Source organism: Amycolatopsis plumensis, assembly GCF_042652605.1.
GTDB lineage: Bacteria > Actinomycetota > Actinomycetes > Mycobacteriales > Pseudonocardiaceae > Amycolatopsis > Amycolatopsis plumensis.
The window spans coordinates 5,373,203-5,397,961 of sequence record NZ_JBHSJY010000001.1 but is presented as its reverse complement, the minus strand read 5'-3'; the positions used below and the strand labels follow the sequence as shown (position 1 = coordinate 5,397,961).

The 24,759-nt window shown below is 71.5% G+C and carries 29 protein-coding genes; 12 read left to right on the top strand and 17 right to left on the bottom strand.

The window, feature by feature from the left end; genetic code table 11:
• Positions 1–43: 43 nt before the first annotated feature.
• The 4 genes from ACFPLC_RS26180 to ACFPLC_RS26165 form a co-directional block, all read right to left on the bottom strand.
• Positions 44–637 (bottom strand): TetR/AcrR family transcriptional regulator, encoded by a 594-nt coding sequence (locus tag ACFPLC_RS26180; protein ID WP_378198683.1) that lies wholly within the window; start codon positions 635–637, stop codon positions 44–46.
• A 142-nt stretch (positions 638–779) separates the two neighbouring features.
• On the bottom strand, positions 780–1,517 hold the full coding sequence (gene priA / locus ACFPLC_RS26175; RefSeq protein ID WP_191310914.1) for a bifunctional 1-(5-phosphoribosyl)-5-((5-phosphoribosylamino)methylideneamino)imidazole-4-carboxamide isomerase/phosphoribosylanthranilate isomerase PriA: 738 nt from the start codon (positions 1,515–1,517) through the stop codon (positions 780–782).
• 36 nt (positions 1,518–1,553) lie between these two features.
• Positions 1,554–2,171, bottom strand: coding sequence for an imidazole glycerol phosphate synthase subunit HisH (gene hisH / locus ACFPLC_RS26170; RefSeq protein WP_378198802.1), 618 nt, complete (start codon positions 2,169–2,171; stop codon positions 1,554–1,556).
• 32 nt (positions 2,172–2,203) lie between these two features.
• On the bottom strand, positions 2,204–3,067 hold the full coding sequence (locus tag ACFPLC_RS26165) for a hypothetical protein (protein ID WP_378198687.1): 864 nt from the start codon (positions 3,065–3,067) through the stop codon (positions 2,204–2,206).
• A gap of 170 nt (positions 3,068–3,237) precedes the next feature.
• Between ACFPLC_RS26165 and ACFPLC_RS26160 the strand changes: the two genes are divergently transcribed.
• From ACFPLC_RS26160 to ACFPLC_RS26150, 3 genes are read left to right on the top strand one after another with little or no spacing between them, the layout of a single operon-like run.
• Positions 3,238–3,414, top strand: coding sequence for a hypothetical protein (locus ACFPLC_RS26160; protein WP_378198690.1), 177 nt, complete (start codon positions 3,238–3,240; stop codon positions 3,412–3,414).
• Between the two features lie 48 nt (positions 3,415–3,462).
• Complete coding sequence (locus ACFPLC_RS26155) at positions 3,463–4,635, top strand: acyl-CoA dehydrogenase family protein (protein ID WP_378198693.1); 1,173 nt, start codon at positions 3,463–3,465, stop codon at positions 4,633–4,635.
• A gap of 37 nt (positions 4,636–4,672) precedes the next feature.
• Positions 4,673–5,218: an NIPSNAP family protein gene (locus tag ACFPLC_RS26150; protein ID WP_378198696.1), complete on the top strand. Its 546-nt coding sequence runs from the start codon at positions 4,673–4,675 to the stop codon at positions 5,216–5,218.
• Here ACFPLC_RS26150 and ACFPLC_RS26145 read toward each other — a convergent pair.
• Positions 5,204–5,629: an NUDIX hydrolase gene (locus ACFPLC_RS26145; RefSeq protein ID WP_378235941.1), complete on the bottom strand. Its 426-nt coding sequence runs from the start codon at positions 5,627–5,629 to the stop codon at positions 5,204–5,206. The genes ACFPLC_RS26150 and ACFPLC_RS26145 overlap by 15 nt on opposite strands.
• 251 nt (positions 5,630–5,880) lie before the next feature.
• On the opposite strand from ACFPLC_RS26145, the gene ACFPLC_RS26140 reads away from it, so the two are divergent.
• Positions 5,881–6,093, top strand: coding sequence for a hypothetical protein (locus ACFPLC_RS26140; protein WP_378198702.1), 213 nt, complete (start codon positions 5,881–5,883; stop codon positions 6,091–6,093).
• 65 nt (positions 6,094–6,158) lie between these two features.
• Entirely contained in the window at positions 6,159–7,223 is a 1,065-nt protein-coding gene (locus ACFPLC_RS26135; protein ID WP_378198705.1) for a hypothetical protein, read from the top strand.
• Here the strand turns inward: ACFPLC_RS26135 and ACFPLC_RS26130 are convergent.
• On the bottom strand, positions 7,201–8,094 hold the full coding sequence (locus ACFPLC_RS26130; protein ID WP_378198708.1) for a transketolase family protein: 894 nt from the start codon (positions 8,092–8,094) through the stop codon (positions 7,201–7,203). The genes ACFPLC_RS26135 and ACFPLC_RS26130 overlap by 23 nt on opposite strands.
• 2 nt (positions 8,095–8,096) lie before the next feature.
• The gene (locus tag ACFPLC_RS26125; protein ID WP_378198711.1) at positions 8,097–8,786 is read right to left on the bottom strand and encodes a thiamine pyrophosphate-dependent enzyme; all 690 of its coding nucleotides are present in this window, start codon (positions 8,784–8,786) and stop codon (positions 8,097–8,099) included.
• A gap of 52 nt (positions 8,787–8,838) precedes the next feature.
• Between ACFPLC_RS26125 and soxR the strand changes: the two genes are divergently transcribed.
• Complete coding sequence (soxR, locus tag ACFPLC_RS26120) at positions 8,839–9,300, top strand: redox-sensitive transcriptional activator SoxR (protein WP_378198714.1); 462 nt, start codon at positions 8,839–8,841, stop codon at positions 9,298–9,300.
• Positions 9,301–9,333: 33 nt separating this feature from the next.
• Complete coding sequence (locus ACFPLC_RS26115; RefSeq protein ID WP_378198717.1) at positions 9,334–9,867, top strand: RNA 2'-phosphotransferase; 534 nt, start codon at positions 9,334–9,336, stop codon at positions 9,865–9,867.
• 78 nt (positions 9,868–9,945) lie between these two features.
• On the opposite strand, the gene ACFPLC_RS26110 is transcribed toward ACFPLC_RS26115, so the two are convergent.
• Entirely contained in the window at positions 9,946–10,539 is a 594-nt protein-coding gene (locus ACFPLC_RS26110) for a TetR/AcrR family transcriptional regulator (RefSeq protein WP_191310895.1), read from the bottom strand.
• A gap of 205 nt (positions 10,540–10,744) precedes the next feature.
• On the opposite strand from ACFPLC_RS26110, the gene ACFPLC_RS26105 reads away from it, so the two are divergent.
• Positions 10,745–12,928: an MMPL family transporter gene (locus ACFPLC_RS26105; protein ID WP_378198720.1), complete on the top strand. Its 2,184-nt coding sequence runs from the start codon at positions 10,745–10,747 to the stop codon at positions 12,926–12,928.
• A 39-nt stretch (positions 12,929–12,967) separates the two neighbouring features.
• On the opposite strand, the gene ACFPLC_RS26100 is transcribed toward ACFPLC_RS26105, so the two are convergent.
• Positions 12,968–14,008, bottom strand: coding sequence for an epoxide hydrolase family protein (locus ACFPLC_RS26100; RefSeq protein ID WP_378198723.1), 1,041 nt, complete (start codon positions 14,006–14,008; stop codon positions 12,968–12,970).
• A gap of 37 nt (positions 14,009–14,045) precedes the next feature.
• Here ACFPLC_RS26100 and ACFPLC_RS26095 point away from each other — a divergent pair, with 37 nt between their 5' ends.
• Positions 14,046–14,606 carry a TetR/AcrR family transcriptional regulator gene (locus ACFPLC_RS26095; protein WP_378198726.1) on the top strand — a complete coding sequence of 187 codons (561 nt, stop codon included), beginning with the start codon at positions 14,046–14,048 and terminating at the stop codon, positions 14,604–14,606.
• 4 nt (positions 14,607–14,610) lie between these two features.
• Here the strand turns inward: ACFPLC_RS26095 and ACFPLC_RS26090 are convergent, their stop codons facing one another.
• Complete coding sequence (locus ACFPLC_RS26090) at positions 14,611–14,769, bottom strand: hypothetical protein (protein ID WP_378198729.1); 159 nt, start codon at positions 14,767–14,769, stop codon at positions 14,611–14,613.
• 17 nt (positions 14,770–14,786) lie between these two features.
• Between ACFPLC_RS26090 and ACFPLC_RS26085 the strand changes: the two genes are divergently transcribed.
• Positions 14,787–15,509 carry an MBL fold metallo-hydrolase gene (locus ACFPLC_RS26085; RefSeq protein ID WP_378198732.1) on the top strand — a complete coding sequence of 241 codons (723 nt, stop codon included), beginning with the start codon at positions 14,787–14,789 and terminating at the stop codon, positions 15,507–15,509.
• On the opposite strand, the gene hisB is transcribed toward ACFPLC_RS26085, so the two are convergent.
• From hisB to hisD, 3 genes are read right to left on the bottom strand one after another with little or no spacing between them, the layout of a single operon-like run.
• Positions 15,506–16,105, bottom strand: a complete 600-nt coding sequence (gene hisB, locus ACFPLC_RS26080; RefSeq protein ID WP_308675145.1) for an imidazoleglycerol-phosphate dehydratase HisB — start codon at positions 16,103–16,105, stop codon at positions 15,506–15,508. The genes ACFPLC_RS26085 and hisB overlap by 4 nt on opposite strands.
• Positions 16,102–17,202: a histidinol-phosphate transaminase gene (locus tag ACFPLC_RS26075; RefSeq protein ID WP_378198737.1), complete on the bottom strand. Its 1,101-nt coding sequence runs from the start codon at positions 17,200–17,202 to the stop codon at positions 16,102–16,104. Before ACFPLC_RS26075 ends, hisB begins: the two co-directional genes overlap by 4 nt.
• The gene (gene hisD, locus ACFPLC_RS26070; RefSeq protein WP_378198740.1) at positions 17,199–18,524 is read right to left on the bottom strand and encodes a histidinol dehydrogenase; all 1,326 of its coding nucleotides are present in this window, start codon (positions 18,522–18,524) and stop codon (positions 17,199–17,201) included. Before hisD ends, ACFPLC_RS26075 begins: the two co-directional genes overlap by 4 nt.
• Positions 18,525–18,608: 84 nt before the next feature.
• Between hisD and ACFPLC_RS26065 the strand changes: the two genes are divergently transcribed.
• Positions 18,609–19,403 carry a carbon-nitrogen hydrolase family protein gene (locus tag ACFPLC_RS26065; protein WP_378198743.1) on the top strand — a complete coding sequence of 265 codons (795 nt, stop codon included), beginning with the start codon at positions 18,609–18,611 and terminating at the stop codon, positions 19,401–19,403.
• Between the two features lie 72 nt (positions 19,404–19,475).
• Here ACFPLC_RS26065 and ACFPLC_RS26060 read toward each other — a convergent pair whose 3' ends face one another.
• Genes ACFPLC_RS26060 through eccB form a run of 3 tightly spaced genes read right to left on the bottom strand, consistent with a single transcriptional unit; the run spans position 19,476 to position 22,230 of the window.
• The gene (locus ACFPLC_RS26060) at positions 19,476–20,105 is read right to left on the bottom strand and encodes a response regulator (RefSeq protein ID WP_091307348.1); all 630 of its coding nucleotides are present in this window, start codon (positions 20,103–20,105) and stop codon (positions 19,476–19,478) included.
• Positions 20,102–20,797 carry a response regulator transcription factor gene (locus ACFPLC_RS26055; RefSeq protein ID WP_235190866.1) on the bottom strand — a complete coding sequence of 232 codons (696 nt, stop codon included), beginning with the start codon at positions 20,795–20,797 and terminating at the stop codon, positions 20,102–20,104. Before ACFPLC_RS26055 ends, ACFPLC_RS26060 begins: the two co-directional genes overlap by 4 nt.
• An 11-nt stretch (positions 20,798–20,808) precedes the next feature.
• The gene (gene eccB / locus ACFPLC_RS26050; RefSeq protein WP_378198748.1) at positions 20,809–22,230 is read right to left on the bottom strand and encodes a type VII secretion protein EccB; all 1,422 of its coding nucleotides are present in this window, start codon (positions 22,228–22,230) and stop codon (positions 20,809–20,811) included.
• Positions 22,231–22,371: 141 nt separating this feature from the next.
• On the opposite strand from eccB, the gene ACFPLC_RS26045 reads away from it, so the two are divergent.
• Positions 22,372–23,412 carry a type VII secretion protein EccE gene (locus ACFPLC_RS26045; protein WP_378198751.1) on the top strand — a complete coding sequence of 347 codons (1,041 nt, stop codon included), beginning with the start codon at positions 22,372–22,374 and terminating at the stop codon, positions 23,410–23,412.
• 1 nt (position 23,413) lies between these two features.
• Here ACFPLC_RS26045 and xynC read toward each other — a convergent pair whose 3' ends face one another.
• The gene (gene xynC, locus ACFPLC_RS26040; protein WP_378235939.1) at positions 23,414–24,688 is read right to left on the bottom strand and encodes a glucuronoarabinoxylan endo-1,4-beta-xylanase XynC; all 1,275 of its coding nucleotides are present in this window, start codon (positions 24,686–24,688) and stop codon (positions 23,414–23,416) included.
• Positions 24,689–24,759 lie beyond the last annotated feature (71 nt).

Here is a 24,759-nt window from a genome sequence, read left to right as displayed (position 1 = left end):
CGTGACGTAGGGAAATCCTCGCCGCTCGCGTGCCCGGCGTCGATTACGCCGGAGGTAATGCCGGCTGCCCGGCCAGCAGCCGCTCGACCAGCGCCGTGACGAGGTCGTGGCGCTGCTCGTCGGTGAACAGGTCCGGCAGTGTCAGCCGTTCCATGATCAGCCAGTTCAGCGCCAGCCACAGCAGGACCACCATCGTGCCGTCGCCGGGCAGGCCGGACTTCTCGTGGTACTCGACGTTGAAGTCGACGTCCGCGCGGATCCGGCGGGTCAGCACCTCCCGCAGCTCCGGACGGCGCGCGGCTTCGAGCCGCAGTTCCAGCAGCGCGAGGAATCCCGTGGGGAACGCGGCGACGCGGTCGACCAGTTCGTGCATCAGCTGCGTGACGCGGGCCCGGTCGCGCGGCCCTTCGAGGCCGCCCGCGATCACCGCGTCGTCCACCAGCCGTTCGTAGACCCGCTCCCCCGCGTGCTTGAGGATTTCGGCGCGGCTGGAGAAGTAGTTGGAGGCCGTGCCGACCGGTACCCCGGCCTGCTGGTCGACCGCGCGGAAGGTCAGGCCGCGCGCGCCTTCGCGGGCGAGGACTTCGATCGCGGCGTCGAGCAGGGCGGCCCGCCGCTCGGGGTTGCGTCGCACCATGACGTTGACACCACTCCAGACGTAGTACTGAGTTCCGCTTCAAAGTACTACATCCGGAGTGAATTCGGCAGAAAGGCCGGGCATCCGGCTCACCCACGGCCGCGGGGCTGCTGCCCCGCCGGACCGCGGTGTCCCTGCTCGCCTAGGCCTTCGCGACCGCCGCGAGAGCTTCCGGCAGCGTGAACGCGCCGGCGTAGAGCGCCTTCCCGACGATCGAGCCTTCGACACCGTCGGCGGCCAAGCCCGCCAGCGCGACGAGGTCCGCCACGCTCGACACGCCGCCGGAGGCGATCACCGGTGCGTCGGTGCGGGCGACGACGTCGCGCAGGAGGTCGAGGTTCGGGCCGCGCAGCGTGCCGTCCTTGCTGACGTCGGTGACGACGTAACGGGACGCGCCGTCGCGGTCCAGGCGCTCCAGGACGTCCCAGAGGTCGCCGCCGTCGGAGGTCCAGCCGCGGGCGGAGAGCCGGTGGCCGGCCTCGGTGATGCGCACGTCGAGGCCGATCGCGACGCGGTCGCCGTACTCGCCGATGACCCGGGCCGTCCACTCCGGGTCCTCGAGCGCGGCGGTGCCGAGGTTGACCCGGCGGGCCCCGGTGTCCAGGGCGGCCTTCAGGGAGGCGTCGTCGCGGATGCCGCCGGAGAGCTCGACCTGCACGTCGAGCCGTCCGACGACCTCGGCGAGCAGCTCGCGGTTGCTGCCCTTGCCGAAGGCGGCGTCGAGGTCGACCAGGTGGATCCACTCGGCGCCGTCGCGCTGCCAGGCGAGCGCGGCCTCGAGCGGGCTGCCATAGGAGGTCTCGGTGCCGGCCTCGCCCTGGACGAGTCGCACGGCCTGGCCATCGGCCACATCAACGGCGGGAAGCAGCGTGAAAGTCACGCGGGTAACTCTAGGGCGGAGCCCCGGATCACCCGGTCAGAGGGTCGCCAGCCAGTTGCGCAGCAGCTGCGCCCCGGCGTCCCCGGACTTCTCCGGGTGGAACTGGGTGGCCCACAGCGGCCCGTTCTCGACCGCGGCGACGAAGTCCTCGCCGTGGTGGGCCCAGGTGACCTTCGGTTCCTGCCCGGCCAGGCCGTCGAGTTCCCACTTGCGCGCGGCGTAGGAGTGCACGAAGTAGAACCGCTCCTGCGGGTCGAGCCCGGCGAACAGCTGCGAGTCCGCGGGCGCGCGCACGGTGTTCCACCCCATGTGCGGCAGGACGTCGGCGTGCAGCCGGTCGACGACACCGGGCCATTCCCCGGTGCCCTCGGTCTCCTCGCCGTGCTCGACCCCGCGGGAGAAGAGGATCTGCATGCCGACGCAGATGCCGAGCACCGGACGCCCGCCGGCCAGCCGTTTCCCGATGATCCGGTGGCCCTGCACGTCGAGCAGCCCGGCCATGCAGGCGGAGTAGGCGCCGACGCCGGGGACGACCAGCCCATCGGCTTCGACGGCGGCATGCGGGTCGGCGGTGACCTCGACGTCGGCCCCGGCGCGCGCCACAGCGCGTTCGGCGGAGCGGAGGTTGCCGGAACCGTAGTCGAGGATCACCACACGAGACACGCCACCCAGCGTAGCCGTCGCGCTCAGCGGCGTTCGAACGAATAGACGTCGGTCACCGTGTTGCAGGGTGACGGCGGCACGACCTCGACGCGCAGCATGCCGTCGTCGTAGTCGACGCCTTCCGGCGTGAAGGTCCCCGTGCAGGTGCTGACCAGCGGGACCTGGCCGAGCTCGCGCACCCGCGCGGTGACGTCGCGGCCGGTCAGCGGTCGCGCGAGGTCGATCTGCAGGAGCTGCAGGTTCGTCGGGTACAGGTCGTTGTACGGGTCGCTGGTGGCGCAGATCAGGCGGGTCGCGCCGACGAAGTCGCATCCCTGGGCGCTGCGGATGTGGTGGTCGAGGTGGATGCGCGCGGCGACCGGGAGATCGCCCGCCTGCCGCGGGCCGCGCGGGTTGAGGAAGGGCGTCGGCGAGACGAAGAGGCGATCGACCTCCCCCAGCGGGCCGGAGACGAGCCACTGCCCGTCGGGGGTGGCCGCGACCTGGGCGTTCGCGTTGGCGGCAGGCTCGTCGGGCTGCAGCGGGTGGACGAACTCCGTCGTCGTCCCGTCGGGCTTGGTGACCAGGTACATCTTGGTCGTGGGCGTCGCGGTGCGGGTGTCCTGGTAGACGTCGAAGACGTAGCCGCGCAGGGAGTCGGGGTCGCCGACGTGGCCCCAGCCCTCGTCCTTGAGCGGCTGCGGGATGGTGGCGCCGTTGCGGTAGACGATCTCGGGAGCGTGGCCGGGCAGCCGGAGGGTCGCGAGGCCTTCGCCGCTGATCCGGTTCTCGGCGGTGGTGTGGCCGACCTGCTGCCAGCGGGTGCCGTGCGCAGCGGCGACGCCGGTGGCGGCGAGCAAGGTGGCGGTGGTGAGGGCGAGCAGACTTGCCGTCCGCAGTGCGCGCATGTGCGCTCCTCAGGAGTTGAGGCCTTGGCGGCGGCGACGTCATCCTGCCACAGAGCACGCACTTCCCGAAAAAATCTTGAAGACACCCGTTTGACCGTCCCGCTCGCCGGGTATCACTTCACCCGATCGTGTGCCTTGATGCTGCGCGACCGGACGCCAGGGAGGCGAAGATGGCCGAGGACGATCTGCTGTCCCAGATGCTGCACGCCTGGCGCGACGACATCGAAAGCGTGCCGTTCCCGCAGTTCACCGAGCTGCTGATCCCCCGACAGCAGACCCGCTCGCGGTGCACGCCGGGTACGTCTGCTGCGCGCGTGACGAACGCCACGCGGAGAACAGAAGCCTGACTGTGGTTTCCTGCGGGGGCCGCATCGACGCGTCCCCCGGGAGTCCTCATGAGCAGCAGCCCTGACCCGCACGACTTCCTCGACCTCGACGCCGGGCTCGCCGAGGAGGACCGCGCCATCCGCCACGCCGTCCGCGCGTACGCGAAGGACCAGCTGCTCGACCACGTCGCCGATTGGTACGAAACGGGCGCCCTCCCCGCCGCGGAGCTGGCGAAGGGCTTCGGCTCGCTCGGCCTGCTCGGCATGCACCTGGAAGGCTACGGCTGCGCCGGCACCAGCGCCGTCGCGTACGGCATCGCCTGCCGCGAACTCGAGGCCGTCGACTCGGGGCTGCGCAGTTTCGTCTCGGTGCAGGGCTCGCTGGCGATGTACGCGATCCACCGGTGGGGCAGCGAAGAGCAGCGCCAGGAGTGGCTGCCGCGGATGGCCACCGGGGACGCCCTGGGCTGCTTCGGCCTGACCGAACCGGACGCGGGCAGCGACCCGGGCTCGATGCGGACGCGCGCGGTGCGCGACGGCGGCGACTGGGTGCTGTCCGGCACGAAGATGTGGATCACCAACGGAACCGTCGCCGACGTGGCCGTCGTCTGGGCCCAGACCGACGACGGGATCCGCGGCTTCGTCGTCCCGACGTCGACGCCGGGCTTCACCGCGAACGAGGTCAAGCACAAGCTGTCGCTGCGGGCGTCCCTGACGGCGGAACTGGTGCTCGACGGCGTCCGGCTGCCGTCGTCGGCGGCGTTCCCCGAGGTCCGCGGACTGCGCGGGCCGCTGTCCTGCCTGAACGAGGCCCGCTTCGGGATCCTGTTCGGGGTCGTCGGCGCGGCGCGGGCGTGCTACGAAGCCGCGTTGGAGTACACGCTTTCGCGGTCGCAGTTCGGCAAGCCGCTCGCGGGGTTCCAGCTGACCCAGCGCAAGCTCGCCGACCTGGTCGTGGAGGTCAACCGGGCCGGGCTGGTGGCGCTGCAGATCGGGCGGCTGAAGGACGCCGGCGCCCTGCACCACAACCACGTCAGCTTCGGGAAGCTGGCGAACGTCCGGTCGGCGCTTTCGGTGGCGCGCGAGGCCCGTTCCATGCTGGGCGCGAACGGGATTTCGCTGGAGTACCCGGTGATGCGGCACATGGCGAACCTCGAGACGGTGCTGACGTACGAGGGCACCGAAGAGATGCACGCGCTGTCGCTCGGCCAGGCGGTCACGGGGCTGGCCGCGTTCCGATGATCAGTTTTTGTCGGTGGTACCCGCTAGCTTCTGCGGCATGACGTTTTCCGAATTCGAGACCGTGGTGGAGCTGCGGCGATACACCCTGCACCCAGGTCGGCGCGATGAGCTGATCGAGCTGTTCGAGCGCGAGTTCGTCGAGCCGCAGGAGGCGGCGGGCGCGCACTTGTTCGGGCTGTTCCGCGCGCGGGCGTCGCCGGACGAGTTCGTGTGGCTGCGCGGGTTCCGCTCGATGGAGGCCCGCAAGCAGGCGCTCGAGGAGTTTTACTTCGGCCCGGTCTGGAAGGAACACCGCGCGGCGGCGAACGCCACGATGATCGACTCCGACAACGTGCTGTTGCTGCGCCCGGTGCGCCGCGGCCTGGCTTCGCCACCGCCGGGCCCGGGGGTGCACGTGACGGTTTCCGCCGCGCCGGCGCCACCGCCGGAGGAGGCGTTCGCGGCGTTCGAGACGGAGCCGTCCCCGAACACCTTCCCGCAGCTGCCGGTCCGCACGGACGGGCCGTTCTCGGTGTCGTTCAGCCGGGTCGCTTCGGAGTCGTCGTTCGAGCTCGTGCCGACTTCGCGGTCACTGATCCGGTGAGAGGAGTTCGATGAGCCCCGTGGGGTAAAGGATCTTGCGGCCCTCGCGGAACTCGGCGAGGTCGACCCAGCGCGCGGTGGCGGGATCGTCGAGAATCTTCATTTCGTCGCGCTCGTACCGGCCGCGGTCGGCGAACTCGGCGGCGTAGAGGAAGACGATCTCGTGCCCGGGCCGGTCCTGCCAGGTGAAGACGTTCTCGAGCACGCCGAGCAGCTGCTTGACTTCGATCTCGGCGTCGAGCTCTTCGCGGAACTCCCGCACGAGGGCGTCCTGGCTGGTCTCCCCGAACTCGATCCCACCCCCGAGCGGCCGGCAGAAGGTCTCGCCTTTGACCTCATCGCGCGCTTCGAAGACGAGGAGGGCACTCCCCCGCCGGATGACGGCAAGGACGATCGGCCGGATCGCTGGCATGGCGATCACGCTATCGACCCGCGGCTCCCGAAGCACGCCCCGCCCGAGCCACCCGCCCCCGGCGACGACGAGCACCCCGACGGTCAGCCACGCCCACCCAACCCCGAAAACCCCGGCCACCGCCACGGCGACGATCCCCACGGCAGGCACCGCCCAGGGCGAAAACCCCATCCTGACCTCGTCCCACACTCCTCGACTGGGCCTGAATGCTGACCTACCATGGTCGGATCCTGGAGGGCGGGGTGAGGCGCATGCGCAGGCTTCGGCTCCTCGTCGCACTCGCCCGTACCCAGCGGCTCCTGCCGATCCAGAACCCGCCGATCAAGCCGCCCGGCGACAGCGAGCGGCCGCAGGGCGACGGCCACTGCCCGAAGCACCGCACGACCAAGCTCCTCAAGACGCGCAGAGGATATTGGTGCCGGGATTGCCGTGACATGGTGCCCCGCGAAAAGCGGATCCCGTGACCGCTCCTTCGCTTCCGGACACGGCAATGAACTTGGGCTCACGAATCGGCCGCTATTTCAGCGTCGTGAGCATCCTGCCGGCTCTCTTCCTGAGCGCGTGGACGTTTTTCCTCATCGAAAGCGGGGCGTGGTGGGGACCGCCGTCCCTCGGCCGTCTGGCCCACGAGTTGACCACCGTGAAGGTGAGCGACGTCGCCTGGCTGCTGCTGGGCACCGTGCTGGTGGCCCTGTTCCTGCACCCACTGCAGCTCGCCATGACGAAAATCCTGGAAGGGTACTGGGGAAGTTCGCGGATCGCCGTCGCCCTGCTCCGCCGGCGCATCACGCACCACCGAAAGCGGTTCGAACGCCTTCTGGCTCGAAGGGACGAACTCGAACAACGCCGAAACCGTGTGCTCACGAAGTTGCTCGTCGGCCGTTATCTCCGCGCGTTGGCGGACGACCCCGCCACCGCGCAGGACCCGATCAAGTGGGACCCGGAGCAGCTGAAGCGAGAGCTCGAAAACCTCATGTTCAGCACCGAGGCCCATCGCGCCAGCGGAACACACGCAGCGATGGCGTCGATTCCAGCCCTGCTCGCGCACTATCCCGACCCGGATCGGATGATGCCGACCCGGCTGGGCAACACGCTGCGCTCCGCCGAAGATTCCATCGGCCGCCAGTACGCGCTGGACGCCGTCCGGACGACCCCATACATCGCCCTGATCGCACCGGAGACCCATCTGAGCTACCTCCAAGACGCCAGGCAACAGCTGGACACCTCCGTCCGGCTGTGCGTCGTCGCCCTTCTCGTCACCGCCGAAACGGTCGGCTTCCTGTGCACGGACGGCTGGTGGCTCCTGACCGCACTCGGGCCGTACTTCCTCGCCTACATCGCCTATCGCGCCTCGATCGCCGCTGCCGCCGAGTACATGGAAATGGTGCGGACGGTACTCGATCTCAATCGGTTCAAGCTTTACGAGAGCTTGCACCTGGAGCAGCCGGGCGACACCGAAGCGGAACGCGCGAACAACGTCAAGCTGATGGATCTGCTCGCCGGAGACGATGAGGCAAACCTCAGCTACGTGCACCCTGTCGCCGGTACCCCCAGCACCGGCGACAGCGCTTCTACTCCCCCAAAAACTCCCTGATCGACAACCCCAGCGACCCGGCGTCCAGCCCGTGCGCCAGATCGTGGTCCCCGATCCCCCCGTACGTCCGGACCTCCGCGTCCCGCCGCACGCCCAGCGACCGCAACCGGTGCGGCACGCCGGAAAGCGCCTCCGCCGCCCAGTGAGCCGACGTCCCCGCCAGGTACGGCTCCACCAGCACCACGTCGGCCGCGGCCGCCAGCGCCGCCGAGCGCAAGCCGGCGCCGTCGAACGGGCGGATCGTCGAGGCGTACAGCACCGTCACGTCCAGGCCCGCCGTCGCGCGCAGGACGCGGTCGAGCACCGGGCCCACCGCCACCACCACGCCGCGCGCTCCCTGCCGCAGCCGCGTGAACCCCACCCCCAGGTGCGGGGAAGCGTTCTCCTGCGCCGAAAGCCGCAGGTAGACGCGGCCGTCTCCGGGGATCGACTCCAGCAGCAGGCGCTCGGCCTCGGCTGGGTGGCCCGGCACGTGGACCGTCCAGCCCGGCAGGGAATCGATCAGCGCGACGTCGCCCGGGGACTGGTGCGTGCGGCCCGCCGCCGGCATGTCGTACGACGCTCCCCACGACACCAGGACGCCGCCCACCTCCTGGTGCGAGAAATCCAGCTTGATCTGCTCGAAGGCGCGCTCGACCAGGAACGGCGGGAACGTGTGCACGATCGGCCGCAGTCCGGCCAGCGCCAGCCCGGCGCCCGTGCTGACCAGCAACTGTTCGCGGATCCCGACGTTGATCACCCGGTCCGGGTGCCGCCGCGCGGCGCCGGCGAGCTGCGCGGCCGAGATGTCGGCCAGCACGACCGCGACGTCCGGGTCGGCGTCGACGATCCGTTCGGTGGTGGCGAGGAAGGTTTCCCGCATCGGCAGCATGGTCAGCCTTTCGGTTCGACGACGGCGACCACGGCCAGCGGCCGGCCGGGGTGGGCGGCGGTGAAGGCGTCGTACAGCGCGGCGTGGTCGCGGCCGGACACCGTGCGCGTCTCCCAGCCTTCGGCGGCGAAGCGGCGCGCGATGCCGCCCGGCCAGCCGCGCGTCGACGACTGGTTGTCGATCACCACGGTGGTCAGGTTTTCGAGGCCTTCGCGCGCTGCGACGACGATCGCCTCGTGGTTCGAGCCTTCGTCCAGCTCGGCGTCACCCACCAGCGTCACGACCTTCGCGGTCAGGCCGCGGGCGCGCAGGCCGAGCGCGGTGCCGAACGCGATCGGCAGGCCGTGGCCGAGGGAGCCGCTGGAGATTTCGACGCCGGGGATGCGGCGCCGGTCGGGGTGGTAGCCCAGCCGCGACACCGCGTCGGACCACGTTGCCAGTTCCGCCTCGTCGATGAAGCCTTTCGCGGTGAGCACGGCGTAGTACGCCATCGGCCCGTGCCCTTTGGACAGCAGGAACCGGTCGCGGCCGGGATCACGGAAATTCTCGGGCGTGACGTCGAGCACGCGGTCGTAGAGCACCCACAACACGTCCAATGTGGACTCCGCGGCGGCGCTGTGCTTTTCGTCGCCGGTCATCAGCGAAATCAGCCGGGGCAGATCGGCGTGGCCCGGTGCGGTCACAGTGGTCATGACCCGACGATGCAACCTCGACTAAACTCGAAGTCAAGGATAGCCTGACCAGGTGACCAGGCTCGCTGAACATCTCAGCATCGGACAGGTGGCGGAACGCAGCGGGGTTCCGCACACGGCACTGCGGTTCTACGAGGAGAAGGGGCTGATCAGCTCGGAGCGGTCGGCGGGCAACCAGCGCCGCTACGGGCGTTCGGTACTGCGCCGGATCGCGTTCATCCGCGCCGCGCAACGGGTCGGGCTCTCCCTCGAGGACATCAGCTCGGCGCTGGCGACGCTGCCGGCGGACCACGCCCCGACGAAGGCGGACTGGGCGCGCCTTTCCCGCGACTGGCAGCACGAGCTCGACGCGCGGATCGACGCCCTGCAGCGGCTGCGCGACCGGCTCACCGGCTGCGTCGGCTGCGGCTGCCTGTCGCTGCGCAGCTGCGCGCTGTACAACAACGACGACGAGCTGGCCCGCTTCGGGCCGGGCGCGAGCAAGCTGCGGCCTGCGGTCGAAGGCGGCATCTAAACCGCTTGCGCGCGGGGAGATGCTGGAAAGGCCATGAACGAAAAGGAAATCATCCGCATCTCGAAGCGGCTGTCCCGGCACCTCCGCCACGATCCGGCCGCTCTCGGCCTCACCCTCGCCCCCGGTGGCTGGACACCGGTCGACGCGCTCCTGCGCGCGCTCGCGATCACCCGCCCGGAGCTGGACGAAGTGGTCGAGAAGAACAACAAGCGCCGCTTCGCCTTCGACGAAACGGGCACGCGCATCCGCGCGAGCCAGGGCCACAGCGTCGCGGTCGACTTGGGCCTGCCGGACGCGACGCCGCCGGACGTGCTGTACCACGGCACGGTCGCGAAGTACCTCGACGCGATCTTCCGCGAGGGCCTGCGCCCGATGAACCGCCACGCGGTCCACCTGTCGGCGACGATGGAGACGGCGAGAATCGTCGGCGCCCGCCGCGGCAAGCCGGTGATCCTCCGGGTCGACGCCGCCGCGATGGCCGCGGAAGGTCACGCCTTCCAGGTGAGCGCCAACAAGGTCTGGCTGACGTCGGCGGTACCGCCGGAGTACTTGACCTTCACCAGCTGACCGGCGCCCGCGCGTACCTGGCGGGTCGGCTTGCGTATCTGGCGGGTCGGCTTGCGTACCTGAAGGGTCGGCTCGGGGTCAGAGGGTGGCGAGCGGGGTGGCGGCGCGGCGGCGGGGGCGCCCCAGGAGGCGGCGGCCCACGTCCAGGAGCTCCGCGCGCAACTCTTCGTCCCCCAGCCCGGCGAGGTCCGGGGAGCCGCCCGCCATGGCGATGCCCGTCAACGTCACCAGGGCGTTGACGCGGGCCGTCGTGTCCGGTTCGGGCCCCGACAGGATGCCCAGCAACGCGCGGCCGAAGCCTTCCATGCCGCCGTGGGCGGACTTCTCGATCGCGCGGGCGATGCCCGGGTCGCTCGAAAACAGCGCCACCAGCGCGCGGTGGCGGATCACCAGGTCGACGAACCCCTCCAGCAGCAGGTCCACCTGCGCGCCCCGGCGCTTCTGCGCCGCGGCCCGGCGCACGAGCTCGTCCAGGTCGCGGACACCGGGCTCGGCGACCGCCTCGGTGATCTCCGCCTTCGTCTTGAAGTGGTAGTACACGGCCGCCTTGGTGATGCCCAGCGCGTCGGCGATCATCTGCAGCGACGTGCCCTCGACCCCGTGTTCGGTGAACAGGCGCAGCGCGGTCTGCAGCAGTCGGGTCCGGGTGTCCTCGGCCGGGCCGGCGGTCATTCTTCCTCCTCAGCAGCCGTCGGAGCCTACGTCACGCCTTGTCGATCGGCAAACCGCCTTACTAGCCGAACGGCAAGGAATAAACCTTGCTGTTCGGCAAGTCACATACTTGCCGATCGGCTTGGAGTCGTCCTTGCCGATCGGCTAGCTTGGAAAGGACCCTGTGGAGTGAACTGACCCCGTTCGGGCGAAACGGAGCTGACTCGTGGCGACCTTCCTGTACCGGCTCGGCCGGTTTTCCTTCCGGCGCAGAGCGCTGGTCGCGGCCGTCTGGGCGGCGGTCCTGGTGGCACTCGGCCTGGGCGCGTTGACGCTCTCGAGCCAGCTGTCGAACTCGGTGACGATCCCCGGCACCGAGTCGCAGCGGGCGATCGACCAGCTCACCGAGAAGTTTCCGCAGGCCAACGCCGGTGGCGCGACCGCGCGCGTGGTCATCGAGGCTCCGGCCGGGACCACGGTGGCCGACGCCAAGGGCAAGGCGGCGGTCGAAGCCCTCGTCGGGCAGCTGAAGACGGCGCCGAAGGTCGCGGCCGTGGTCGACCCGTTCCAGGCGCAGTCGGTCTCACCCGATCGACGCGTCGCCCTCGCCCAGGTCAGTTACGGAGCGAAAGCGTTCGAACTGACCGACGAAGACCGTCAGGCGCTGCTGGACACCGCGAACACCGCCCGCGCCGCCGGGTTCACCGTCGAGTTCGGCGGGGACGCCGTGCAGGGCGTGCCTGCGACCGGCGCCACCGAAGGCCTGGGCGTCGCGGTCGCCGCCGTCGTGCTGATCATCACGTTCGGTTCGCTGCTCGCGGCCGGGATCCCGCTGCTCACCGCGCTGATCGGCGTCGGCACCGGGATGGCGGGCATCTTCCTCGCGTCCGGGTTCCTCGAGCTGAACTCGAACACGCCGGTCCTGGCGCTGATGATCGGCCTGGCCGTCGGCATCGACTACGCGTTGTTCATCGTGTCGCGCTACCGCCACGAGCTGAGCATCGGCCGCGACCCCGAAGAAGCCGCCGGACGGGCCGCGGGCACCGCCGGGTCCGCCGTGGTCTTCGCCGGGCTCACCGTCATCATCGCGCTGGCCGGCCTCACCGTGATCGGCATCCCGTTCCTCGGCCAGATGGGCGTCGCGGCCGCCGCCACCGTCGCGATCGCCGTGCTCATCGCCCTGACGCTGCTGCCCGCGATCCTCGGCTTCGCCGGGGCCCGGGTCGCCGGCGGCCGCATCCGGCTGCGCCGCAAGCCGGTCGAACCGACGCACGGCGAACGCTGGGCGCGGTTCGTCGGCCGCCACCGGATCGCCGTGCTGCTGGTCGCGCTGGCCGGGATGGCCGTCGTCGCGCTGCCCGCGCTGAGCATGCAGCTCGGCCTGCCCAACGACAGCACCGCGGCGCCGGAGTCGACGCAGCGCAAGGCGTACGAGATCGCGAGCCGCAGCTTCGGCGAAGGCTCGAACGGGCCGCTGCTGGTCGTCGTCGACGTCTCCGGGAGCGCCAACCGCCAGGCCGCGCTCGGCCAGGCCGCGGCCGGCATCCAGAAGCTGCCGGACGTCGCCGCCGTCACGCCGCCGCGGCTCAACCAGGCCGGCGACACGGCGTTGCTCACGGTGATCCCGAAGAGCGGCCCGAGCAGCACGCAGACCGAAGACCTGGTGAGTGCGATCCGCGCCGAATCGGGGTCGCTGGACGCGAAGCTGGCCGTCACCGGCCAGACGGCGGCGAACATCGACGTCTCGGAGAAGTTGTCGGACGCGATGCTGCCGTACCTGGCGCTGATCGTCGGGCTGGCGTTCCTGCTGCTGATGCTGGTGTTCCGCTCGGTGGTGGTCCCGCTGAAGGCGACGATCGGCTTCCTCGGCTCGGTCGCGGCGACGTTCGGTGCGGTGGTCGCGGTGTTCCAGTGGGGCTGGCTCACGGACCTGCTCGGCGTCGAGTCGACCGGCCCGATCATGAGCATGCTGCCGATCCTGCTGATCGGCGTGCTGTTCGGGCTCGCGATGGACTACCAGGTGTTCCTGGTGACGCGGATGCGCGAGGAGCACGTGCACGGCGCGGAGCCGCAGGAAGCGATGGTCACGGGCTTCCGGCACGGAGCACGCGTGGTCGTCGCGGCGGCGCTGATCATGATCAGCGTGTTCGCCGGGTTCGTCCTGGCCGAGTCGTCGCTGATCCAGTCGATCGGCTTCGCGCTGGCGTTCGGTGTGCTGGTGGACGCGTTCGTGGTCCGCATGACGCTGGTGCCGGCGGTGATGTCCCTGCTCGGCCGCAGCGCGTGGTGGCTGCCGAAGTGGCTGGACCGGATCCTGCCGGACGTGGACGTGGAGGGCGAGAAGCTGACGAAGCAGCTGGACGACGCCCCTGGCGACGACGGGCGGGAACTGGTCGGCGCGAGCCGCTGACGCGAAACCGGGCCCGCCTTCACCAGGGCGGGCCCGGTTTCAGCTGCCCAGCGTGACCGCGCGGCGGACGTCGTCGGCATACCACTCCGGCTGCTCCCACGCCGCGAAGTGCCCTCCGGCCGCGTGCTCCACGTACTCGCGGACGTTCAGGAACGCCTCGGCGTAGCTCCGCGGCTCCGGTTTGGTGTCGCGCGGGAACACCGAAAGCACGGTCGGCGCGCCGACCCGGGCGGGGAGGGCCGCCGGCTCGGTGTAGGTGGCGAACGAGGTGCCGATCGTGCCGGTGACCCAGTACGCGGTGACCCAGGTGAGCAGCTCGTCCGTGGTGAACGCCCCCGCGTCGGACCAGGACTCGAGTTTCTCGACGATCCACGCCGCCAGTCCGGCGGGCGAGTCGCCGAGGGCGACGGAAAGGGTGTTCGGCCGCGTCGACTGCGCGGCGATGTACCCGCCCTCCGCCCGGAACCACTGCCCCGTCCGGGTGAGGTAAGCCGCCGCGTCCGGTGGGAGCTTCGCCGGGTCCGCCGTGAGCGCGCGCTGCGGGGCGACGTTCGTCAGGTGCAGGGCGGCCACCCGGTCGGGGTGTTCGGCCGCGAGGATCTCGGCGACCGTGCCGCCCACATCGCCGCCGGACACCGTGTACCGCTCGTAGCCGAGGTCCGCGAGGGCGGCCGCGACGACGCCGGCGATCCGGGTGGCCGACATCCCGGGCGTGGTGAGCGGAGCCGCGAACGGGAAGCCCGGCAGCGCGGGCACCACCACGTGCACGTCCGCGAGCAGCGGCAGCACGCGCTCGAACCGCAGCACCGAGTCCGGCCAGCCGTGCAGGAGCACGACGACCGGCGCGTCCGGATCCGCGGACCGCTGGTGGATGACCCGCAGGTCGGTACCGTCCGCCCGCACCGTCACCCAGGGGTATCCGGCGATGCGGCGCTCGTGCGCTTCCCAGTCGTATCCGTCCGCCCAGCGCTCGAGGAGCGCGTCGAGGCGGGTGCCGCCGATGCCGCGCGTGCGGTCTTCGCTCCACGGGGTCGTGACCCGCCGCGTCCGCCGGAGCCGGTCACGTGTCTCGTCGTCCATGTGTATCAGCGTACACATTATGTGTATGCTCGTACACATGAGCGCGCGCGACGCGGCCGCCACCCGGCAGCGGATCCTCGAGCAGGCCCGGCACCAGTTCGCCCGGCACGGCTACACGGCGGTCACGGTCAAAGGTGTGGCCGACGCCGCTGGCGTGTCACCCAACCTCATCACGCGCTATTTCGGCGGCAAGGACGGCCTGTTCCTGGCCGCGACCCGCGTGGAGATCCCCGTCGCGGACTCCTTCGACGGCGACCGCGCCACGCTGGGGGCCCGGCTCGCGGCGAACATCGTCCGGCGCTGGTCCGGTGCCCCGGGCGCGGATCCGCTGCTGGTGCTGCAGCGTGCGTCAGGCGAGCGCCCGGAGGCGGCGGAGGCGCTCGCCGCGTTCCTCGACACGAACTCGCTGGAACCGCTGCACCGCTACCTGCGCGACAGCGGCCTCGACGACGCCGAGGCCCGCAGCCGGGCCGCCGCGATCGACGCCTTCGTGCTCGGAGTCTCGACGCGCCGCCGGGTGCTGCGGTCCGAGCCCGGCGATCCCGCCGAGCTCGAGGCGTGGCTGGCCACCACCATCCAGCGACTGGCCGACGAGTGAGCGTCTAGCTGACGAACCAGAAGATGGCGCCGCCGATGGCGAGGGCCGCCGCGATCCCCAGGACCACCGCCATGAACTTGGCCGTCTTCCAGGTCGAGTAGACGCCGCCGACCAGGAAACCGCCGAGGGCGAGCAGGAGCACGCCGACCACACCACTGTTCACGCCGGTTAGGGTGCCACATGCCCCTGGAACTGATCGTGCTGGGCAGTGCGAGCCCCTACCCGCGGCCCGGTGAGCCGTGTTCCGGTTACCTCGTGCGCGGCGAAAGCGCCACCGTCTGGCTGGACGCCGGGCCCGGCACCTTCGCCGCGCTGCAGGACCACGCCACGCTGACCGAGGTCGACGCCGTCTGGATTTCGCACCTGCACGCCGATCATGTCGCCGACCTGCTGCCCGCCGTCTACGCGCTGCTGTTCGCCGATCTCCGGCCTGCGAAACCGCTTCCTCTCTACGGGCCGCCGGGGATCGGCGAACGGCTCGGTGCCTTCCTGAGCAACACCGGCCCCGCGCCGATCGAGCAGGCCTTCGCCGTGCACGAGCTGCACGACGGGCACTTCGCCGAAGTCAACGGCCTCACCCTGGCCACCGCCGCGGTCGAGCACGGCTTCCCCGCCTTCGGCGTGCGCGTCACCGACGGCGACCGGGTGCTGGCCTACTCCGGGGACACCGGCCCGTGCGCGGCGCTCGACCGGCTGGCCGGCGGCGCGGACCTGTTCCTCTGCGAAGCCGACGGGCCTGAGCCTTCGGCCGTGCACCTGACTCCGGAGGACGCGGCCCGCGCCGCCCAAGCCGCGGGGAAGCTCGTGCTCACCCACCTCGGCCCGTTCCTCGCACCGGGCGAGGCTGCCGACCGCGCCGGAACCGACGCGGTCGCCACGCCCGGGGCCGTCTACGCGGTTTAGAGCACGCCCTTCGTCGACGGGATGCCGCCCGCCCTCGGGTCCGGCTCCGTCGCCGCTCGCAAGGCTCGGGCCACCGCCTTGTACTCCGCCTCCGCGATGTGGTGCGGGTCGCGGCCGTGGATCACCCGGACGTGCAGCGCGATCTGGGCGTGGAACGCCAGCGAGTCGAACACGTGCCGGGTCAGGACGAACGGGTAGTTGCCGCCGATGGTGAACGTGTTGAACTGCTCCGGCTCGCCCACGTGGACGCAGTACGGGCGCCCGGAGACGTCGATCGCCGCGTGGGCCAGCGTCTCGTCCATCGGGATCCACGCGTCACCGAAGCGGCGGATGCCGCTCTTGTCGCCCAGGGCCTGGCGGATCGCCTGGCCCAGCACGATCGCCGTGTCCTCCACCGTGTGGTGGGCGTCGATGTGGACGTCGCCGGTGGCCTCGACCTTCAGGTCGAGGGAGCCGTGGACGCCGAACGCCGTGAGCATGTGGTCGTAGAACGGGACGCCGGTCGAGATCTCGACCTCGCCCGTGCCGTCCAGGTCCAGCTGCACGGAGATCGAGGACTCCTTGGTGGTCCGTTCGACCTTGCCGATGCGGGTCATCGCGAGACTTCCTTACTCGCCTCGAGGAAGGCGTCGTTCTCTTCCGGGGTGCCGATGCTCACGCGCAGGTGACCCGGGATGCCCGGGTCGCGGATCAGCACTCCGGCGTCCAAGTAGGACTGCCAGGCCGCCGACGGAGACGTGAATCGTCCGAAGAGGACGAAGTTCGAGTCGCTCGGCACCGGGTCGTACCCCAGTCCCGCCAACGCTTCCACGACCCGGTCGCGCTCCGCGGCCAGCTTGTGCACACTGTCCAAAGTGGCGTCCGCGTGCCGCAGCGCCGCCCGGGCCGCCGCCTGCGTGAGCCGCGAGAGGTGGTACGGCAGGCGCACCAGCTGCAGCGCGTCGACCACCGCCGGCGCCGCCGCCAGGTAACCGAGCCGGCCGCCCGCGAAGGCGAACGCCTTGCTCATCGTCCGCGACACGATCAGCGAAGCCGGGTAGTCCGCCAGCAGTGAGACCGCGCTCGGCTGGGACGAGAACTCCGCGTACGCCTCGTCGACCACAACGATCCCGGTGGCCGCGTCCAAGACGGAACGCAGCTCGTCGAGCGGGATCGACCCACCCGTCGGGTTGTTCGGGCTGGTCACGAACACGACGTCCGGCCGCCGGGAAGCGATGACCTCGGCCGCCGCCGCCGTGTCCAGCGAAAAGTCCTCGCGGCGCGGCGCCGGCACCCACTCGGTGCGGGTGCCGGACGCGATGATCGGGTGCATCGAGTACGACGGCTCGAAGCCCAGCGCGCTGCGCCCGGGACCGCCGAACGCCTGCAGGATCTGCTGCAGCACCTCGTTGGACCCGTTGGCGGCCCAGACGTTCGCCTCCGACAGCACCACCCGCGTCGACACGCTCAGGTAGTCGGCCAGGTCCTGCCGCAGCGCCACGGCGTCGCGATCCGGGTAGCGGTGCAGCTCGGCCGCCTCCGCCCGCACCGCCTCCGCCACGTCCGCGACCAGCTCGGGGGGCGGCGGGTACGGGTTCTCGTTCGTGTTCAGCCGGACCGGGACGTCCAGCTGCGGCGCGCCGTAGGGCGACTTGCCGCGCAGGTCCTCGCGCAGCGGCAGCCGGTCCAGGGTGACCTCTTCGCCGATCGTCATCGGACCGAACCCCCGAAGCGCGCGGCGACGGCCTCGCCGTGCGCGGGCAGGTCCTCGGCGTCGGCCAGCGCGACGACGCGGCCGGCGACCTCGCGCAACGCGTCCTCGGAGTAGTCCACGACGTGGATGCCCTTGAGGAAACTCTGCACCGACAGGCCCGAGGAGTGGCGGGCGAAGCCGCCGGTGGGCAGCACGTGGTTGGACCCCGCGCAGTAGTCGCCGAGCGACACCGGGGCGTACGCGCCGACGAAGATCGCGCCCGCGTTGCGGACCCGGGCCGCGACCGAACGCGCGTCCGCCGTCTGGATCTCCAGGTGCTCGGCGGCGTAGGCGTCCACCACCCGCAGTCCGTCGTCCACAGTGGACACCAGGATCACGCCGGACTGCTTGCCGGACAGGGCTTCGGCGACCCGCGAACTGTGCTTCGTCGCGGCGACACGGTTCACCAGCTCCTTGTCGACCGCGTCGGCCAGCTCGATCGACGTCGTGACCAGGACGCTCGCAGCGAGCGGGTCGTGCTCGGCCTGGCTGATCAGGTCGGCGGCGACGTGCACCGGGTCGGCCGTTTCGTCGGCGAGGATGGCGATCTCGGTGGGCCCGGCTTCGGCGTCGATGCCGATCAGGCCGCGCAGCAGCCGCTTGGCCGCGGTGAGGTAGATGTTGCCCGGCCCGGTGACGATGTCGACCGGCGCGAGCTCGGCGCCGTCGGTGTCCGTGCCGCCGTACGCCAGCAGCGCGACGGCCTGCGCGCCGCCGGCCGCCCACACCTCGTCGACGCCGAGGAGCTCGGCCGCGGCGAGGATGGTCGGGTGCGGCAGCCCGCCGAACGCGGCCTGCGGCGGCGAGCAGACGACCAGCGAACCGACGCCGGCGATCTGCGCCGGGACGACGTTCATCACCACGGTGGACGGGTACACGGCCAGCCCGCCCGGCGCGTACAGCCCGACGCGCTCGACAGGCACCCACTTCTCGGTGACCGTGCCGCCCTCGACGACGGTCGTCGTGACGTCGGTGCGGCGCTGCTCGGCGTGCACCTTCCGGGCGCGGCTGATCGATTCCTCGAGCGCGGCACGCACGGCGGGGTCCAGCTCCGCCAGTGCCTGCGTCAAGGAAGCCCGCGGCACCCGCACGGACGCCGGGCGCACCTTGTCGAACTTTTCGGTGTACTCGAGGACGGCTTCGACACCGCGGTCACGGACCGCCTCGACCACCGGGCGCACGTGATGCAGCGCCGCGTCCACGTCGTATTCGGCGCGGGGCAGCGTGGCGCGCAGTTCGGCGGCGGTCGGGACCTGCCCACGCAGGTCGGTGCGGTTCAACATGACCACCAGGGTACGAGGTCACGTCCAGCACCTTTTCAGCGATACTCCCCGGTGACGGCCGATCCCAGCATGCAGGAGGCAGCGGTGGCGCGAATCGCGTTGTGCCAGGTCAACTCGGGTGACGATCCGGAGGCGAACCTGAAGCTCGTTCGCGAAGGCGTCGAGGCCGCGGTGGCCGACGGCGCGCGGATCGTCGTGTTCCCCGAAGCGGCCATGGCGCGGTTCGGGCGGCCACTGGAGCCGGTCGCGGAGCCTCTCGACGGCCCGTGGGCGTCGGCCGTGGCCGCGGTGGCCGCCGAGCACGACGTGGTCGTGGTCGCCGGGATGTTCACCCCCGCGGACGCCGGGCGAGTCCGCAACACGCTTCTGATCACCGGCGGCGGGCACCACCGCGGCTACGACAAGATCCACCTCTACGACGCGTTCGGGTTCGCCGAGTCCGACACGGTCGCGCCGGGCACCGCCCCGATGACGTTCGAGCTGGACGGCGTCGTCTACGGCGTCGCGACCTGCTACGACCTGCGGTTCCCGGAGCTGTTCCGCGCGCTGGCCGACGACGGCGCCGACGTCGTGCTGCTGCCGGCGTCGTGGGGCGCGGGCGAGGGCAAGCGTGAGCAGTGGGAGGTCCTGGTGCGGGCGCGGGCGCTCGACTCGGGGTGCTGGGTGCTGGCCTGCGGCCAGGCCGACCCCGCGGCGACGGGGGGCACGGTCAACCCGAAGGCGCCGACGGGAATCGGGTACTCGCTGGTCGCGGACGGCTTCGGCCGGGTGCACGCCGCCGCGGGCGCGGGCCCGGAGACGCTGCTGGTGGACGTGGACCCGGCCATCTCGGCCCAGGCCCGCACAGCGACGGGGGCCCTCGCCAACCGCCGCCTCTGACCGACGCAGTGAATGACTCATTCCTGGCGTCCGATGCCAGGAATGAGTCATTCACTGCATGGGGGCCGGGGGCTAGCGGAGGAGGCCTTCGCGGATGGCGACGCGGACGAAGCCCGCGCGGCGGCGTTCGCCGGTCTTGTCGCGGATGCGGTCCAGGTACGACCGGACCGTACGGACGCTGATGTTCAGGATCTCCGCGACGTCGACGTCCCGCTCCCCCGCCGCCACCAGGCGCAGCACCTGCTTCTCCCGTTCCGACAGCACGATCTTCGGGCCCGCGTGCCGCTCCTCGCTGTCCTGGATGATCATCCCGGCCAGCGTCGGCGACACGTACGCGTTGTCGTCGGCGATCGTGCGGATCGCGCGCAGGAGCTCGTCGCCGTCGACGTCCTTGGACAGGAAGCCCTTCGCGCCCGCCTGCATCGCGCCCAGGACCTCCGGCTGTTCCGCGTGCGCGGACACCACCAGCACCTTGTGCCCCATCTGCCCCACTTCCAGGACCGCGGCCGCGTCCTGGACACCGCGCAGCTTGAGGTCGAGGACGACGACACTGCCCGCGGGCTGGTCCTGGACCGCGAACCGGGCCACCGAATCCGCCACCGCGCCGAGCTCGATGTCCGGGGCCTCGGTGAGCACGCGGGTCAGCGCGTACCGGTAGAGCGGGTGGTCCTCGATGACCCCGACCGCGATGCGCCCGCTCACTTGCGGCCGCCGCGCCGGGGGCCGGCCTCACCGATCAGGCCGCGCCGGATGGCCTCCTTGACCAGGCCCGGCCGCCGCCGCTCGCCCGTCTTGTCGCGGATGCGGTCGAGGTAACCGCGGACCGTCCGGACGCCGATGCCGAGGATCAGCGCGATGTCGACGTCCCGCTCCCCCGCCGCCACCAGCCGCAGCACCTGCTCCTCGCGCGGGGACAGCTCCGCTTCGGCCGACACGGCGGGCCGGTCGGCGTTGTCCTTCATGATCATCCCGGCGACCACCGCCGAGACGTACGCGCCGCCGCCGGCGACCGTCTTGATCGCGATCAGCAGCTCGTCGGCGTCGACGTCCTTCGACAGGAACCCCCGCGCCCCCGCGGCGATCGCGCCGAGCACGACCTCCGGTTCCGCCTGCGCGGACACCACCAGCACGTGGTGCCCGAGCTCGCACACCTCCAGCACGGCCGCCGCCCCCGCGACGCCCGGCAGGCCCAGGTCGAGCAGGACCACGCTGCCCGGCGGCTGCCGGTGCACGTGGAACCGGGCGACCGAGTCGACGACCGCGCCGAGCTCGACGAAGTCCGCCTCGGCCAGCACACGTTCCACGGAGACGCGGTACAGCGGGTGGTCTTCGATGACCGCGACCCGGACCCGCCCCTGGTCCAGCTCACCCTCGGTCGGACGCTCTTCTGTCATGTGCACGACTTTCACCCCGTTCCACCCGACGGAGCCGGCCGCCCGGCCGTGGCCGGGTCCAGCGCGGGGCCCGTCGGCACCAATGCCAGCAAACTACCTGCGACCGGCGGTTCGGCAACGCCTCCGTAGCCGAGCGAGGCCAGGGCCTGCGCGTTCACCACCGGGTACTTCCGGCCCGTGTCGGTCACCAGGTACGCGGTGGCCGAACCGGCTTCGACGACGACGGCTCCCCCCGAGGGAGGCACGAACACCTCGTCCGCCACCCTTGCTTCGGTCCGGGTGGCGACCTGGATGGCTTTGGCGCCAACGGGAAGCGGGAATTCGGCCGAAACGAGCAGCCGGCTGCCCTGAACGCACAGCGCGACGGAGCTGCCGGTGATCGCGGCCTTGCCGGGGATGCGGTCGGGGTAGCCGGCCGGGTCGGCACCGCCCGCGCGCGGCGCGGCGACCTTCGCGACCGCGGCGACGTCGGCCGCGCGCACCTCCACCGGCGCGGGCGGGCCGGGGTAGGCGGCGGCGTTGGCCTCCGTCGTCACCAGCAGGCTCGCCTCGGTCTGCCCGACCGGTTCGAGACCCTCGCGGCGGACGAGGTAGTACGACGTCGCGGTGCCGGGCGCGGCCATCGCGTCGACGACCGCGAGGACTTCGCCGACGCGGGTGCCGCGGCCGCCCACGGCCGGCCCCGGGTTCCCGGCGCCGGCGACCGGCAGCGCGGTCAGGTCGCGGCCGGCCGGAACGGTGTCGAGCCACCGCGAGGCCACCGCGATCGTCGGGTAGCTGTCGAACTGCAGCGCGGTCGCGGCTTCGTCGCTCAGCTTGTGCCGCCGTCCGCCGGCGAGCAGGAACCGCTCCCCCCGCGGCAGCCGTACGATCACGCCCTGGTCGCGCGGCAGGTCGACGCCGGACGCGGGCGCGGCCAGCAGGACCGCGGTGCGCGGCTCGGCCGACGCGGGCGCGTCCTGGGTGGTCCGGCTGCAGCTCGTCCAGGGGACGGTCACGAGCGCGTTCGGCGAAGGCAGCGAGTCGGGCGCGCCGGGGATGCCGATCTGGGTGCCGCGGCCGGCCTTGCCGAGGTTCTCCGGCGACACGGACACGGTCGCACTGCCGTTGCCCCCGGCCAGCAGCCGCGCGGAGGCGTAGTTGAGCACCGGGTGCAGGACGCCGTCGGCGCCGAGCACGAACCGGGCGCCGGTGCCCTCCTCGACGATCACCTTGCCGCCGGCCAGCCAGTCCTTGCCGCCGGAGGGGTTCAGCAGGCCGATGATGCCGAAGACGGCGGTGACCAGGAGAGCGGCCACGACCCCGAGCACCGTGCCGAGCACGAGACGGCGGCTGGGCGAGACGGGGTGGTTGGCGTCGGCGGCGACGAGCGCGGAGACGAGCCTGCGGCGGAGGAACTGGTACGCCTGGATCTGGTCCCGCTGCGTCCACACGCTGCTGTGCCCCCGGATGTGTGCGTCATCCTCCCGAGCAGCCGATGCTAGGCACCGGAGGAGGGTGCGGCGAGGGTAATTTTTACGCCCACGCCCTATCCGGGCAGGCAGTAGCGTCGGAGGCCGGGGAAAGGGGAGCCCGTGTCCGTCGATACCGCCGTCCACCCGCCACCGTCCCGGCCCGCGGCCACGCCGCTGCCGTGGCTGCTGCCGATCCGCCCGCTGCAGGCCGCGGTGTGGGAGCTCGCCGCGATCGCCGTGCTGCTCGCGTGGCTGGTCGACAGCGTCACGCAGCCGGTGAAGATCGCCGTGAGCGCCGCCGCGGGGCTGGTGGTGCTGCTGACGTCGGTGCGCTTCGCCGGGCGGCACCCGGCCGGCTGGGCACTGACGTGGACGGCGTTCCGGTTGCGCCGCCACGACACCCGCCGCGACGGCCCGGACCCGCTGCTGCACGTGGCCGGGCCGGTGAAGGTCCGCCAGCACGTCGACCGCGCGGGCAACCGCTTCGGCGTCGCGGAGATCGACGGCGGGTGGAGCGCGCTGATCCGCCTGACCCCCGGCCCGGGTGCGCCGGGACCGCTGGTCGACGCCCTGCGCTCGGCGTACGCGCGGGCGGACATCCCGCTGGCCTCGGCCCAGCTGCTGACCTGGGCGATCCCGCACGGCGACCAGGTGCTGCGGGTGCGGTGGCTGGCGGTGCGCTACCGGCCGGACCTAGCGCCGATCGCGGCGCTGGCCCGCGGCGGGGGTGAGCTCGGCGCGCTGCGGAGCACGGCGTCGGCGGCGTTGAGCCTGATGGGCGCGGTGGCGGAAGCCGGGTACCAGAGCACGGTGCTGGAGGCCGGCGAGCTGGCGAAGGAGCTCCGGGTGGCGTTGGGCGTCCAGGGGACGGCGGCCGGGCCGCCGGACCGGTGGAAGTCGTGGGTGTGGGGTGATTCCACGCAGATGTGCTTCACGCCGCGGTCCGCCCGGGTGCTGGACGTGGCGGTGCCCGGGGCGGCGTTCACGGCGACGTCGTACACGCTGACACAGACGGCCGGCGGCCAGGAGAAAGCGGAGATCACGATCCGCGTGGGGGCACGGGCGGGCGCTCCGGTCCCCGTGCCGCCCGCGGTGGTTCCGCTGCACGGGCGGCACGGGGCCGGGGTGCGCCGGACGCTGCCCCTCGCCCTGGATTCCTGACTCAGTTCACGACGAACGTCCGGATGCTGCGGGCCGGCAGCTGGGCGTTGAAAGCTCCGTTGGAGATGGTGATGCCGGTATACGGCGCGAGGTTCGCGCTCTGGTTGGTCAACCAGGTCTGCGCGGTCGCGGAACCGGTGTCCCGGAGGGTGAACGCGAGGTCGGCCGCCGCGGTGTTCTTGTTGATGGCGACGATGACGATCCTGGCCCCGCTCTTGTACGCCGAGATGTAGACGTTCGCCTGCGGGTTCGCGGTCGCGGTGATCCGCTGGTAGCCGGGGCGGACCCACTTCGCGAAGTGCGCCATGCAGGCGCCGCGCTTGCTGATCTGGCCGTCTTCGCGCATCGGGCCGTACGAGCGGCGGATGTACCACCACACGTAGGTCTGGAACCGGCCGTCCACCAAGGCGCGGTGCATGTGCTCGCCGACGTCGAGCGCCTGCGGCCACAGGTCGGCCGAGTCGGTGCTGTTCGGGTAGTAGACCTCCGTCATCCACAGTTCCTTGCCGGCGCCCTTCTGCTGGAAGAGCGGGTAGGGCAGGTCCGCGAACGAGGTGCCGTAGAGGTGCGCGCCGATGATGTCCACATTGGCCAGTGCGGTGGGATCGTTGAGGATCGGGTCGGACATGTTCTTGCGGTACTGGAACGACTCGGGCGCGATGACCCGGGTGGTGAGCGAGCCGGCGTTCTCGCGCAGGAACTTGACGATCTCGGCGGCGGTCCACGCCGTCCAGTCGTGCGCGTAGTCCGGCTCGTTCTGGACCGAGATGCCGTACAGGTTCACGCCGTTGTTCTTCATGAACGCGGTGAAGTCGTTCAGGTGCTGGGCATAGGCGCCGTAGGAGCCGTACTTCAGCCGCTTGCCGCCGGAGAAGCTCTCGGTCATCGAGGCGGGCGGGTTCCACGGCGAGGCGAAGACCTTGGCGCCGAGGTCGCTCGCCCGCTTGGCCGTGGCGACCTCGCGGCTCCAGTTGTTGCGGTCCTCGTGGACGGGGATGCGCAGCACGCTGAACCCCAGCTGGTTCGTGCCGTTGCCGAACGCCGTCTCGCGCTGGGCGGCGGTGAGATCGCCGGCCCAGACGGTGTGGTTCATCCCGCCGAAGCCCTGGATCGTCTGCTGCACGTTCGACGGCTCGACGACCACCGCGGCGGCGGCCGCGGCCGGGGACGCGGTCGCCGCCAGCACCACCGGCAGGGCGGCGCCGGCGGCCAGCACGGTCCGCCGGCGCAGGAGCGGCGAACCCTCGATTTCGGACTGCTCTGGACGTGCGGTCATGGCATCTCCCTGGAGTCGTCTGGACCAACAGCCTGGGAGCGCTCCCGAAACAGTCCTAACAGTGGCCGTGC